The sequence below is a fragment of the Pseudoalteromonas sp. genome (genome assembly GCF_036960685.1).
GTDB lineage: Bacteria > Pseudomonadota > Gammaproteobacteria > Enterobacterales > Alteromonadaceae > Pseudoalteromonas.
Window position 1 is genome coordinate 191,776 of sequence record NZ_JBALXK010000002.1, and the last position, 12,896, is coordinate 204,671.

The window sequence follows — 12,896 nt, forward strand, 5'->3', positions numbered from 1 at the left end:
CTTACTTTACGTATAACAAATATTAACGACGTTTAGTTTGTTTAACGCGGTTATTATGTTTTTTAACAGCTTTGCGAATTTGATTAATTTTAGCGCGCTTATCTTTGCGCTTTTCAGGCATTACTGACAACTTAGTTTGTGTTTCACGGCCTAACTTCACTGTTTTACGCAAGTAGTTAACAGTCTCTAGTTCAAGCTCAGCCCAACCACCTTGTGGAAGGCGTTTATCAAGCTCTAACTTACCGTAACGAATACGAATAAGGCGTGAAACTTCAACATCTTGAGATTGCCATAAACGACGTACTTCGCGGTTACGTCCTTCAGTTAATGTGACATTATACCAACGGTTAATGCCTTCGCCACCCAGTGGTTTTATATTTAGGAACTTAGCCATACCATCTTCAAGCTCAACGCCTTTGGTTAAGTTTTTGATGGTTTCTGCTGTGACTTCACCAAATACACGGGCTGAGTATTCACGTTCAACTTCATAGCTTGGGTGCATTAAACGATTGGCAAGTTCACCATCATTGGTGAACAACATTAAACCGGCAGTGTTAATATCCAAACGACCTACTGCAATCCAACGTTCGCCATCAACGCGCGGCAAGCGATCGAATACCGTTCTACGTCCTTCAGGATCTTTACGCGTACATAACTCGCCTTCAGGTTTGTTATACATAATGACACGGCAAATACGTTCTGCTTTTTCTTCAATTTTAACGGTGTGACCGTCAACTCGGATCAAATCTGTTTCTTCAACACGATCGCCCAATTTTGCTACTTTACCATTTACACTGACGCGATTTGCATCAATGTATTTTTCCATCTCGCGACGCGAGCCAACGCCCGCTCTTGCTAAGACTTTTTGTAACTTTTCACCTTGTATACTCATTCGGATAGTTCTCTCACAGAAGGATCACTCAATAACTGGTCTATTTTACTTTGCTGCTGTTTTGGCAGTGGCGGTAAATTATCTAAACCTGTTAACGAAAAATAATCTAAAAATTGTTTTGTTGTCGCATATAAAGCAGGCCGTCCCGGCACTTCTTTATGACCTACGACATGTATCCACTCGCGTTCGAGCAGACTTTTAATAATACCAGAGCCAACAGTTACGCCACGTACTTGCTCAATTTCACCTCGGGTGATTGGCTGTCGATACGCAATAAGCGATAACGTCTCTAATAAGGCACGAGAATATTTAGGTGCGCGTTCTTGCCAAAGGTTATTTAACCAAGGCGCCAAACTCGCACACGCTTGAAATCGAAAGCCACTCCCCACTTCAACTAACCGAATACCTCGGGTTTGGTAGTGAATTTGGATTTGTTCAATTGCGAGGTTAATGCGCGTCATCGACACACTCAAGTCACTTAATACCGTTTCTTTTAAGTGCCGCTTACTGAGGGGTTTTCCAGCAACAAAAATAGCCGCTTCAATGATCTCAACAAGTTGTTCATCACTAATTCGTTTTGTAGCCGATTTTGTCACCATAGACACCAAGACGCTGAGGTATATTCAACGCGTTATTATGACAGAACTATGCAACGGTTGGAAAAGTTATTATTCAAAAATACAATATTAGCGGCTATTAACAGCCACTAATATTGTATTACGCATTAGCACAACCTATTTGAATCAAATAGTTGTGCCTTTATAACGTTTAACAAACTCAGTAACCACTTCACCATTGCATTTCAAAGAGTTTAGGTCTGTAATCTTTGCTTTCACCGGTGCCAAACCTTGTTGCAATGCCGTAATGCACAATTGCGTTTCTGTTTGACTGTTTTTAGCAAACACTTCTATTACTTTTTGTTGGTGAATTTTATCATCGCGCTTTTTAGCAATATGGCGAATATCTTCGCCATTACATAAAATGCTTTTTGACTGACGTGATAAATAGACACCATGTTGCGCAGCGACTTTACGCGCAGCAGTAAATCCTTGGTTAGCGCTAATTGAGCACAGCTTAGATTCAATTTTCTGGTCTGCATTAAAGTATTGGGCTGCACTTGCAGTATTAGAAAATGCAGCCGTAGCCGCAAACAATGCTAATAATTGTAGTTTCATGATTTACCTTGGGTGGAGTGATAATGTGAGCATTTTTTGCGCATTATATAGACCAACAAACACAAATCAACTGGATTATATATTTAATTTTTTATTTAAAATCGCATTAACAATATTTAATCACAACTCACAAACTGTTCATCATTTGAGCAGTTTATTTTTAATAAATAAGCACATGTACCAGATCTTATTTGATGATAGAATTTGCCATAATCTGCGAAAAGCTAATTCTAATTTAAGGTCTAGCCATGAAAGTAATTTCATTTAACATTAATGGGCTGCGAGCTCGTCTGCATCAACTACAAGCTATTATTGATAAACATCAGCCTGACATCATCGGTTTACAAGAAATAAAAGTACACGATGAAGCTTTTCCACTCGAAGATGTGCAAAAAATGGGTTACCACGTATATTTTCATGGTCAAAAAGCCCATTACGGTGTGGCTATGTTATGCAAGAATGAACCTAAGTCTGTTGTAAAGGGGTTTGCAACCGATACTGAAGAATCGCAAAAACGCATGATCAGTGTCACTGTCAGCCAAGAAAATGGACGTGATTTAACCGTAATGAATGGTTATTTCCCACAAGGCGATAGCATCACCCATGAGACTAAATTCCCGTACAAGCGCCAGTTTTACCGCGATTTAATGACCCACTTAGATAGTCACCACAATACTGATGAAGATGTGATTGTAATGGGTGATATTAATATCTCTCCTACTGATCTTGATATTGGCATTGGTGAAGTTAATCGTAAACGCTGGTTAAAGACCGGTAAATGTTCGTTCCAACCAGAAGAGCGTGAATGGCTTGCAACCTTACTTAACTGGGGCTTTAAAGATACATTTCGTGAACTTCACCCAGACACAATAGAGCAATATTCATGGTTCGATTATCGTTCAAAAGGTTTTGATGATAACCGTGGTCTGCGTATTGACGTTGTATTAGCAACACCAGCATTGGCTGCGCGCTGTATTGATTCTGGTATTGATTATGAGCTGCGTGGTATCGAAAAACCATCAGATCACGCACCAATTTGGTCAACATTTAGCTAATTGTATGCATGAGTTAATTACAGTACCGATAATAAGCAGCAATTTACAAGCAGTTGCTTGGCTTGTTGTCGGCTGTATTTTTTTGCTCAGTATTAGTAACAGACAGTATCAACAATTATTTGCGACCCCAGAGCGACAAACCGGCGTATTCGCCTGCGCTTTGGTGTTTATGCTGCTGTGGCGCATTAAAGCGGGTATATTACCAGGCCTTGAATTACACATTCTTGGTGTTACCGCCATAACACTTATTCTGGGTTGGCGATTTGCATTACTAAGCGCTTCGCTTGCCAGCTTGCTATTGGCCGCCTTTAATCAAATTAGTATCACGCAGTTACCAATACAGTTATTGCTGAGTGCTTACTTGCCGATTTTAGTAAGTTATGGCCTATTTATACTGTGTTACAGCTTGTTACCACGGCATTTTTTCATCTATATTTTTGTCTGTGCGTTTCTTTGTGCTGCTTTAATTGCCTGTTTTAAAATTATTACCGTGAGTGCCTTTTATTATGCGACGGGCAATTACAATTGGTTTGAATTAAGTGAAAATTACCTCTACTTATGTGCCATCATTTGGTTTCCAGAAGCGATGCTCAATGGTATGGCTATCACTTTATTGATCACCTATCGCCCACATTGGGTGAAAACTTTTTACGATAAGGATTACCTAGACTCATGAGTCTTGACTATCAATGCCCGCTTTGCCAACAACCGCTCACATTACACATTAATGTGCTCAAATGTAGTAATAATCATAGCTTTGATATGGCCAAAGAAGGGTATGTAAATTTATTGCCAGTACAACAAAAGAACTCCAAACAACCCGGCGATAACCTTGATATGGTGCAAGCAAGGCGTGCATTTTTAACAACGGGGCATTATCAGTTTTTACAAACAGCCATTGCTCAGCGCGTAGCAACGCACTCTCCACACTGTGTTATCGACTTAGGCTGTGGCGAAGGTTTTTACACCCAAGCAATAGCTAATGCGTGCGATGCTAAGGTTTATGGGGTAGACATTTCAAAGTCAGCCATTAAATACGCCGCAAAACGATACGATAATTGTAATTTTAGCGTAGCGTCAATAAGCCAAGCACCGTTTAATGACGGCGTGGCCGATGTGTTGGTAAGTATTTTTGCACCGTTATTTGATGCTGAATTAGCACGCTTAGCTAAATCAGCTGGAACACTTATTGTTGCAAGCCCCGGCCCTTGGCATTTAAAAGAGTTAAAACAATATATCTACCGTGACGTTAACGCACATACAGCCATTAGTGTACCGAGTGGTTTTGAGCTAATAGAGCAAACATTGTTAGAGCAACAAATAAGCTTGGCGTTTAATGATGTGAAGAACCTCATAACCATGACCCCATTTGCCTGGAAGTTTCGCCCAGAACATTGGCAACAGTTAGAGCAACAAGGTGAGCAAGCTGTCACCTTGTCATTTTATGTAAGTCAATTTACCCGTCTTACAGATTCTCTTTAGTAAAAGCACGGTCCATTTTATCAAACATATCATTGAGTAAATGGGCCAATTCTGCATATTTCGGCTTGTCTTTAGGGGTGTGTCCTTGGTAGCCGTTAGCAACCATTTTGCTGTGCAGCTCTTTATACCAATGCTCCATTGCAGGCTCAAGTGCAGTATCTGCTCGCTTGCCTAACCACAATAAACCTTGCAACGGTAACGATAAAAAAAACAATGCAATGGCGATTGCTTGGGGCAAGAAGCTGCTGCCTAAATAATTAATTTGCATGAATAAAGTGAGCATTGCCAGAATTGGCATAACGGTAATTGCCAACTCAGTGGCTTTAATCACTCTAAACTCCGTGAAAATAGGCGCGAGCTCTTTACGCATTGGCCACTTTTTAGCATATTCACGACCAGTTTGAACTTGTGACATCACACTTTTTTGCATCATGGCTCCTAGGTGTCGCTGGTGTATTTATAAATGTTAGCCCAATGAGTGTAACACATTGATGGCAACATTCCTGTGTAAAATCCCTTCCACCTTTTCGTCCAAAACATGTTTTTGATCACGGTTTAAACTTACCATAAATAAATTAATCAGGTAAAATAAACGTACATTTAGTCAACTAGACTTTAGTATAGGTACAGCCTATATCCATAGCAATTTATCGACCGCTTACACGGTAACTTTAGTCAATCTAGTTCGATTCTTAGTTATATAACAACTAAGCTTAATGTGCACTTACCGATATTGTCATAAAATGGGATCCTGATATGTCTGCGCAACCTTCATCGCCACACCATGTGCTTGTTCTTAATTGTGGAAGTTCAAGTTTAAAATTCGCTATTTTAGATGCCACCAGCTCTGAAGAAATAATTTCGGGCTTAGCTGAGCGCTTAGGATCGTCATCTCCATCCATTAAATACAAATACTTAGGCAGAAAACACCTCCTTGAATTGGCAGCAAATCAAGCGCACAAGGAAGCAATCGACACACTGGTTAAACTCATTAATGAGTACAATTTAGCGAATAACCTCATCGCAGTCGGTCATCGTGTAGTGCATGGTGGTGAACACTTCACTAAGTCAATGCTGATTGATGATGCGGTTATTAAAGGCATTACCCAAGCAGCAACGCTTGCCCCATTACACGGACATGCAAATTTATTAGGGATCGCTGCAGCGCAAGCCGCCTTTAGAGGGTTACCACAAGTTGCGGTATTTGACACCGCATTTCATCAAACAATGGATAAAGTTGCCTATTTATATGCTTTACCTTACAAGCTTTATACAGATTACGGTGTTAGGCGCTACGGTTTTCATGGCACCAGCCATTATTATGTGGCAGGTCAAACAGCTGAGCTACTGAGTCAACCGATAGAACAAAGTAATTTTATCAGCGCCCATTTGGGTAATGGTTGTTCAGTCTGCGCGATTAAAAATGGTAAAAGTGTCGACACCAGCATGGGTTTAACTCCGCTTGAAGGTTTGATGATGGGCACCCGCAGCGGCGATATCGACCCTGGTTTATTTAACTTTTTAACCACGCAACTAAATTATGACGCGCAACAAATTGACGATTTATTAAATCAACAAAGTGGCTTACTCGGTATCAGTGAACTGTCAAACGACTGCCGTACTATCGAAGAAGCAGCAGTAGCTGGCAATGAAAAAGCTATTTTAGCGCTGGAGATGTTTTGTTATCGCTTAGCGAAACAAGTGGCTGCGTTTATGGTGCCATTACAGCGTCTTGATGCCTTAATTTTTACCGGCGGTATTGGCGAAAATTCAGATATTATTCGTGAAAAAGTGATTACGCAACTCGGCTACCTTGGCCTAGATTGTGATAAGGACGCAAACCTTGCCGCCCGCTTTGGCACGCAAGGTGTAATAAGTTCAAATAACGCCTCAACAAAAGCCGTGGTCATGCCAACCAACGAAGAATGGGTTATCGCCCGTGATGCTGCAACAATTGCACAGGAGCAATAACAATGGCACGTCGAATTATGTTAGTGCCAATCTCAACGGGGGTTGGTTTAACTTCAGTATCAGTTGGTTTAGTGCGCGCGCTTGAGCAGAAAACCGTTAAAGTTAACTTTTTCAAACCGATTGCACAACCGCGCTCTGGGGAAACTGGACCGGAAAAATCAACCCAAATTGTAACTCAAGGATCAGCTATTACGCCGCCCGTCCCTTTTGCCCTTGATTACGCAGAGCAAATGATTGGTGATGGTAAAGGTGATGACTTACTTGAAGAAATAGTCGAGCGCTTTGAAAACGCCATAGGCGATGATGTTGTGGCGATTATTGAGGGCATGGTGCCTACCCGCCGCCAACCTTATGCCGGGCGAGTAAACCGTGAAATCGCACAAACCCTCGGTGCTGATATTGTATTTGTGCTTACACCAGGTAATGACACAAATGACCAAATTGAAGACCGCTTAGAAATTGCTGCCGGATACTATGGTAGTGTTGACCATGCTCGCGTACTAGGCTGCATTTTTAATAAAGTAAATGCCCCACTGGATGATGAAGGTAGAGCCCGCGCTGACTTGGTTGAATCACACGAGCCTGATGCACTTGAAAACGAGCTGAACCGTTTAGCATCATTGCCCATTTTTAGAAAACATCCCTTTATGTTACTAGGCTCGATCCCATGGGATTTTGAGCTGGTGGCACCGCGTGTTAAAGATTTATCGGCCTATTTAAAAGCACAAGTGATCAACGAAGGTGATATGGCGCATCGTCGCCTACGCCGTGTTACTTTTTGTGCCAGAACCGTCTCTAACATCTTAAATCATTTTACCCCGGGTGCTTTATTAGTCACCCCAGGCGATCGTTCTGATGTCTTAGTTGCAGCCTGTTTGTCGGCGATGAATGGCACTAAATTAGGCGCAATTTTATTAACTGGTGGCTTTAAACCAGAGCCACGTATTATGACTTTATGCGAACAAGCCATGGCCACAGGCTTGCCTATTTTAAGTACTGATGCAGATACTTGGCGCACCTCATTATTGCTACACAACTTTAATATGGAAGTCCCCTGTGACGATGTGCAACGTATTGATAAAGTTAAACATCATAATGCCAGCCACATTGACTCTGACTGGTTAGATACCCTTGCTAAAAGCGTGGGTAAAACACGTAAAATGTCACCACCTGCATTTCGTTATTTACTTACAGACAAAGCACGTCAAGCTGCAAAAACCGTTGTACTACCTGAAGGGAATGAACCTCGTACAATTAAAGCCGCAGCTATTTGTGGTCAACGTGGGATTGCAAAAACCATTTTATTAGGCGATCGAGAAGAAATTGAGCGCATCGCAATGCAACAAGGTGTTGAGCTTAACGAAAACGTGACCATTATCGAACCACAAGATGTGATCAACGATTATGTTACCCCTATGGTTGAAATTCGTAAAAGCAAAGGGCTAACTGAAGTTGTGGCGCTTGAGCAATTACAAGATAACGTGGTACTGGGCACTATGATGTTAGAGCGTGGTAAAGTAGATGGTCTAGTCTCTGGCGCCGTAAACACCACAGCCAATACCATTCGCCCGCCGCTGCAACTAATAAAAACAGCACCGGGTTCATCATTGGTTTCATCTGTGTTCTTTATGCTTTTACCCGATCAAGTACTAGTATATGGCGACTGCGCGATTAATCCAGATCCTACGGCTGAGCAACTGGCTGATATTGCGATTCAATCAGCCGATTCCGCTGCAGCATTTGGCATTGAGCCGCGCGTTGCCATGATAAGCTATAGTACAGGCACGTCGGGCACGGGGGCGGATGTTGAAAAAGTCCGTCTAGCAACGCAATTAGCACAGCAAAAGCGCCCAGATCTGATCATCGATGGGCCGCTGCAATACGATGCCGCAATTATGGAAAATGTCGCTCTTAAAAAAGCGCCCAATAGCCCAGTCGCAGGTAAAGCGACGGTGTTTATTTTCCCAGATCTAAACACCGGTAATACCACTTACAAAGCTGTGCAACGTAGTGCTGATTTAATCAGCATTGGGCCAATGCTGCAAGGCATGCGTAAACCCGTTAATGACCTAAGCCGTGGTGCTTTAGTCGACGATATTGTTTATACCATTGCCCTAACAGCCATTCAAGCGGCACAAGTACAAGGTAACTAACGTATAAGGTAAAGCGATCAAAAGCTGCTCGCTTTACCTTGCTGTTAATCTAACCCCATTTAAAATAGTTAATAAAATAAGTAGCTTATTAACTTTATACCTCACTACTCCCAATGTTATCCACAGAAATTGTGGACAACATTGGCCTTTTATTTCCCCCTGATAATCTATACTATTGACCAGTATATGCTGATGGAAAGCTTTACAATTACAAAGGGTCCGCAATGTCTAAGCAAACTTTAGAGCTACATAGTACAACCTTTACCATTCATTCTCTTGAAGTGACCGCCGTGATCCCACCTGCGTTATTTAACCAGTCAATGTTTGTGGTAGCCAAAACCAAAGATGAATTATCGATTGTATGCCCTACTGAGTTTACCATTGACAGCCTTGATGCTGAACATGATTGGCGTGCTTTAGAAGTCATTGGCCCTCTTGGTTTTTCGCTCACGGGGATCATGGCGAATATTTCAGGCGTTTTAGCTAAAGCTAATATCTCTATCTTTGCGATTTCAACTTACGACACCGACTACGTGTTAGTAAAACAACAGCGCATCAATGATGCAATCAAAGCATTAAAAAAAGATGGCTATCAGCTACTTAATGACGCTAAGTTGGCATAATGAAAACCCCTGAGATTAGCTATTTACCACAGCGACAATTAACGCCAAGCAGCATTGCAATTTGCAGTCCATTTAGCGGTAAAGTAATGTCATTAACAGAGCATCCAGAACCATTTTTTAGCTATGGTACACTCGGGCCTGGCATTATGGTTGCCCTGAGTAATCACAAAATATTAGCGCCTTTTGATGGCACATTATTGCAAGTAAAAAATGCTGGCACTGAATTTATTTTACAAGCTAATAATGGCTTAAAAGTGCTACTAAATTTGCATTTAGATCCACAGCAGCATATTAAGCAAACACACATTGCTCAGCTAAATGGCAGTAAAGTGAGCAAAGGTCAGCGACTCGCCTATTTTGATCTCAGAGATCTCAGTAGCCCATTACTCGCTTGCCTAATTTTGCTCAACGGCCATCAGCTTACACCCATGCATTATTCTTTATCCCACGTAAGTGCAGGGATAGACACTCTTTTAACTATCACTAAGAAGTAATAAATATGACTACTCTTTACGGCATCAGTAACTGCGACACTATAAAAAAAGCCAAAAAATATTTAACCGATAACGCCATTGATTATACATTTCATGACTATCGTAAAGACGGCGTAAACCTAGCTATGATCAGCGAGTTTGCAAATCACCTAGATTGGCAAGAGTTAGTTAATAAACGCGGCACAACTTATCGCCAATTAACTGATGAGCAAAAACAAAATCTTGAGAAAGACAGCGCACTTGCCATCTTGGTAGAACAACCTGCGATGATCAAACGCCCAGTATTAATTCATAATGACACTTACCACTTAGGCTTTAAAGTGGCGCAATACGATGAGATTTTTGCATTATGATCCATCCCGTTATTGAACTTGCACAAGCGTTGATCCAACGTCGCTCAGTCACACCGGAAGATGCAGATTGCCAAACGATGATGAATGAGCGTCTACAAGCGATTGGCTTTAATATTGAGTCAATGTTTTTTACTGATACCTTGAATACGTGGGCACGTAAAGGTCAACAATCACCGCATTTTTGCTTTGCAGGCCATACCGATGTGGTACCAACTGGGCCTGAAAAAAACTGGCAACACCCGCCATTTTCAGGTTTGCTTGCCGATGGCATGCTACATGGACGCGGTGCTGCTGATATGAAAGGTTCACTGGCTGCGATGATAGTTGCAACGGAGCGCTTTGTTGCAAAGCACCCCGACCACAAAGGCTCAATCTCGTTTTTAGTCACCTCAGATGAAGAAGGCCCTTTTATCAACGGTACAACCCGTGTGATTGATACACTCGAAGCGCGCGGTGAAAAAATTGATATGTGCTTAGTCGGTGAGCCATCATCGCGCAATGTATTGGGTGATGTGGTTAAAAATGGTCGCCGTGGTTCTTTAACCGGCTTTTTAACCGTTAAAGGTATTCAAGGACATGTGGCCTATCCGCAACTTGCCTTAAATCCAGTGCACTTGGCCGCCCCGCTGCTTACGCAGTTAAGCCAAACGGTGTGGGATAACGGTAATGAGTTTTTCCCTGCAACCAGCTTTCAGATCTCAAACATTAATGGCGGCACTGGTGCGGGTAATGTGATCCCCGGTGAACTTGAAATACAGTTTAATTTTCGTTTTAGTACTGAAGTCACCCATCAGCAATTACAGCAACGCGTTGTTGATATGTTAGCTGACTATGATTTTGAATATGAGCTTAATTGGATTGTTAACGGTCAGCCATTTATCACCGAAGGCGGACCGCTTATTGATGCAACGGTTACAGCAATCAAAGCAGTAACCGGTTTAGATACCGTACTTGAAACCACTGGCGGTACATCCGATGGTCGTTTTATAGCGCAAACGGGCGCAAAGGTGATTGAGCTTGGGCCACGTAATGACACTATTCATAAGGTCAATGAGTGTGTAAGCAGTGACGATCTCATTGCCCTTGCCGATATTTACGAACATATTTTAGAGCAGCTGTTAACATGAGCCAAAGTACACTCACTGCACAACAATTAGCTGAGTGTGCGTGCGGTAAAAATGAGCAACTGCTTGTTGATCATCAGGGCTATAAACTGCATAAAGAGATTGTTGACGACTTTATACGGTTACAAAATGCGGCGCATGATGCGGGCTTTGAACTAGCTATCGCATCTAGCTTTCGGGATTTTGAACGCCAAGCGTTGATCTGGAATGCTAAATTCACTGGACAACGTCCGGTGCTAAATAAACAACAGCAGCACGTTGATTTAGCGAGTATGTCGGATATTGAAAAATGCCATGCAATAATGCTTTATTCAGCACTGCCAGGCACCAGTCGACATCACTTCGGTACTGATCTTGATATTTTTGACCAAGCAGCCGTAACAACAAACTATAAATTGCAATTAGAGCCGAGTGAATATACTGGAAATGGCCCGTTTGCTGCGATGACTCAGTGGCTTGATAGTAATTTAGAAGACTATGGCTTTTACCGTCCTTATCAACAAGACTTAGGCGGCGTTGCACCAGAGCCTTGGCACATTAGTCATATTCAACAAGCGCAACAGTTAATGCAACACCAGAGTATTGCAGCTTTGACAGATACAATCCAAAATAGCGATGTTGCCGGCAAAGCCGCTATTTTGGTGCATTTGCCGCAGCTTTATCAGCGATATGTGCTGAATGTGAGTGCACCGGCTGTTTAGCCAACATAAAGACCAATACAGCGCCGAGAATAACGGCGCTGGCAATCACAAACTGTATACTGAGTTCTTCTTTTAAAAATAACATACCTGCTAATGCCGCTATGACTGGCACACACAGTTGCACCACCGCAGCCTGACTACTTTTTAACAAGGGCATAGCAACATACCAAATACTATAACCAATACCCGAAGCCAGTGCACCAGAGGCACAAGCAAGCGCAACACCTTGCCAGCTAAGCCCCGATAAATGACTAAAACCAATCATAAATAACACGGGTAACGCAAATAAACTACGGGCAAAATTAAAGGTGGTGGTTTTAAGCGGTGAAATACATACCTTACCGCGAATACTGTATATACCCCAAGCAATACCGCTTAACATCATCAATAGCGCCGGTATTACTGACGGGATGGTCGCTGATGGCAACATCAAATACACAAAGCCAATTACAGCGATAATAAAAGCACACCACTGCACAGCGCTTAATCGCTCTTTATTATAAATACCCCAACCAATCATGGTTAGCTGCACCGCTGAAAATAAAATAAGTGCCCCAGTGCCAGTATCTAATTCCACATACGCAATTGAAAAGCATAGCGCATATACCAATAAGCTGATACTGCTGCGCCAGCTGCCACGGTCATCTATATCGAGTTCAATATCATCGTTATTATTAACGACATTAACGTTCGGTTTTGCTTGTATCAGTACGATAAAGCCTAAGCACAGTGCACCACTAAGTAACCGCAACGCAGTAAAGTTCCAAGCATCTATGTAGTTTTGAACTAATGCCATACGGCATAAAAGAGAGTTTGCAGCAAATGCCAGCAAGGCAAGTACCGTATACAATGTTGCTTTCAAAGTGTTCCTTA

At 42.1% G+C, this 12,896-nt stretch carries 15 protein-coding genes; 10 read left to right on the forward strand and 5 right to left on the reverse strand.

Translation table 11 applies throughout. The features are described 5' to 3' along the window. Positions 1-22: 22 nt before the first annotated feature. From rluB to V7783_RS03020, 3 genes are all read right to left on the reverse strand, one after another. Entirely contained in the window at positions 23-892 is an 870-nt protein-coding gene (gene rluB / locus V7783_RS03010) for a 23S rRNA pseudouridine(2605) synthase RluB (protein WP_064666048.1), read from the reverse strand. Continuing rightward, entirely contained in the window at positions 889-1,491 is a 603-nt protein-coding gene (gene scpB, locus V7783_RS03015; RefSeq protein ID WP_064666047.1) for an SMC-Scp complex subunit ScpB, read from the reverse strand. The genes rluB and scpB overlap by 4 nt, the downstream gene beginning before the upstream one ends. A gap of 144 nt (positions 1,492-1,635) precedes the next feature. Beyond that, positions 1,636-2,067, reverse strand: a complete 432-nt coding sequence (locus tag V7783_RS03020) for an exonuclease III (RefSeq protein WP_335677478.1) — start codon at positions 2,065-2,067, stop codon at positions 1,636-1,638. Between the two features lie 248 nt (positions 2,068-2,315). Here V7783_RS03020 and xthA point away from each other — a divergent pair, with 248 nt between their 5' ends. The 3 genes from xthA to rlmA are packed head-to-tail and all read left to right on the forward strand — an operon-like array spanning position 2,316 to position 4,604. After that, complete coding sequence (xthA, locus tag V7783_RS03025) at positions 2,316-3,122, forward strand: exodeoxyribonuclease III (RefSeq protein WP_335677479.1); 807 nt, start codon at positions 2,316-2,318, stop codon at positions 3,120-3,122. A 28-nt stretch (positions 3,123-3,150) separates the two neighbouring features. Further along, the gene (locus tag V7783_RS03030) at positions 3,151-3,798 is read left to right on the forward strand and encodes an energy-coupling factor ABC transporter permease (protein ID WP_335677588.1); all 648 of its coding nucleotides are present in this window, start codon (positions 3,151-3,153) and stop codon (positions 3,796-3,798) included. After that, a complete protein-coding gene (gene rlmA, locus V7783_RS03035) occupies positions 3,795-4,604 on the forward strand; it encodes a 23S rRNA (guanine(745)-N(1))-methyltransferase (RefSeq protein ID WP_335677480.1) in 810 nt (269 codons plus the stop codon). Before V7783_RS03030 ends, rlmA begins: the two co-directional genes overlap by 4 nt. On the opposite strand, the gene yfbV is transcribed toward rlmA, so the two are convergent. After that, positions 4,588-5,034 (reverse strand): terminus macrodomain insulation protein YfbV, encoded by a 447-nt coding sequence (gene yfbV, locus V7783_RS03040; RefSeq protein ID WP_335677589.1) that lies wholly within the window; start codon positions 5,032-5,034, stop codon positions 4,588-4,590. The genes rlmA and yfbV overlap by 17 nt on opposite strands. A 326-nt stretch (positions 5,035-5,360) precedes the next feature. On the opposite strand from yfbV, the gene V7783_RS03045 reads away from it, so the two are divergent. From V7783_RS03045 to V7783_RS03075, 7 genes are all read left to right on the forward strand, one after another. Next, positions 5,361-6,575 carry an acetate kinase gene (locus V7783_RS03045; RefSeq protein WP_335677481.1) on the forward strand — a complete coding sequence of 405 codons (1,215 nt, stop codon included), beginning with the start codon at positions 5,361-5,363 and terminating at the stop codon, positions 6,573-6,575. A 2-nt stretch (positions 6,576-6,577) separates the two neighbouring features. Then, positions 6,578-8,728, forward strand: a complete 2,151-nt coding sequence (gene pta / locus V7783_RS03050) for a phosphate acetyltransferase (protein WP_335677482.1) — start codon at positions 6,578-6,580, stop codon at positions 8,726-8,728. Positions 8,729-8,952: 224 nt separating this feature from the next. Continuing rightward, entirely contained in the window at positions 8,953-9,351 is a 399-nt protein-coding gene (locus tag V7783_RS03055; RefSeq protein WP_335677483.1) for an ACT domain-containing protein, read from the forward strand. Further along, a complete protein-coding gene (locus V7783_RS03060) occupies positions 9,351-9,845 on the forward strand; it encodes a PTS glucose transporter subunit IIA (protein ID WP_335677484.1) in 495 nt (164 codons plus the stop codon). Before V7783_RS03055 ends, V7783_RS03060 begins: the two co-directional genes overlap by 1 nt. A gap of 5 nt (positions 9,846-9,850) precedes the next feature. Continuing rightward, positions 9,851-10,198, forward strand: a complete 348-nt coding sequence (locus tag V7783_RS03065) for an ArsC family reductase (RefSeq protein WP_335677485.1) — start codon at positions 9,851-9,853, stop codon at positions 10,196-10,198. Beyond that, a complete protein-coding gene (gene dapE, locus V7783_RS03070; RefSeq protein WP_335677486.1) occupies positions 10,195-11,325 on the forward strand; it encodes a succinyl-diaminopimelate desuccinylase in 1,131 nt (376 codons plus the stop codon). The genes V7783_RS03065 and dapE overlap by 4 nt, the downstream gene beginning before the upstream one ends. Further along, complete coding sequence (locus V7783_RS03075) at positions 11,322-12,023, forward strand: M15 family metallopeptidase (protein WP_335677487.1); 702 nt, start codon at positions 11,322-11,324, stop codon at positions 12,021-12,023. The genes dapE and V7783_RS03075 overlap by 4 nt, the downstream gene beginning before the upstream one ends. Here the strand turns inward: V7783_RS03075 and V7783_RS03080 are convergent. Then, positions 11,956-12,885 carry a DMT family transporter gene (locus tag V7783_RS03080; protein WP_335677488.1) on the reverse strand — a complete coding sequence of 310 codons (930 nt, stop codon included), beginning with the start codon at positions 12,883-12,885 and terminating at the stop codon, positions 11,956-11,958. The two genes, V7783_RS03075 and V7783_RS03080, sit on opposite strands and share 68 nt — an antisense overlap. Positions 12,886-12,896 lie beyond the last annotated feature (11 nt).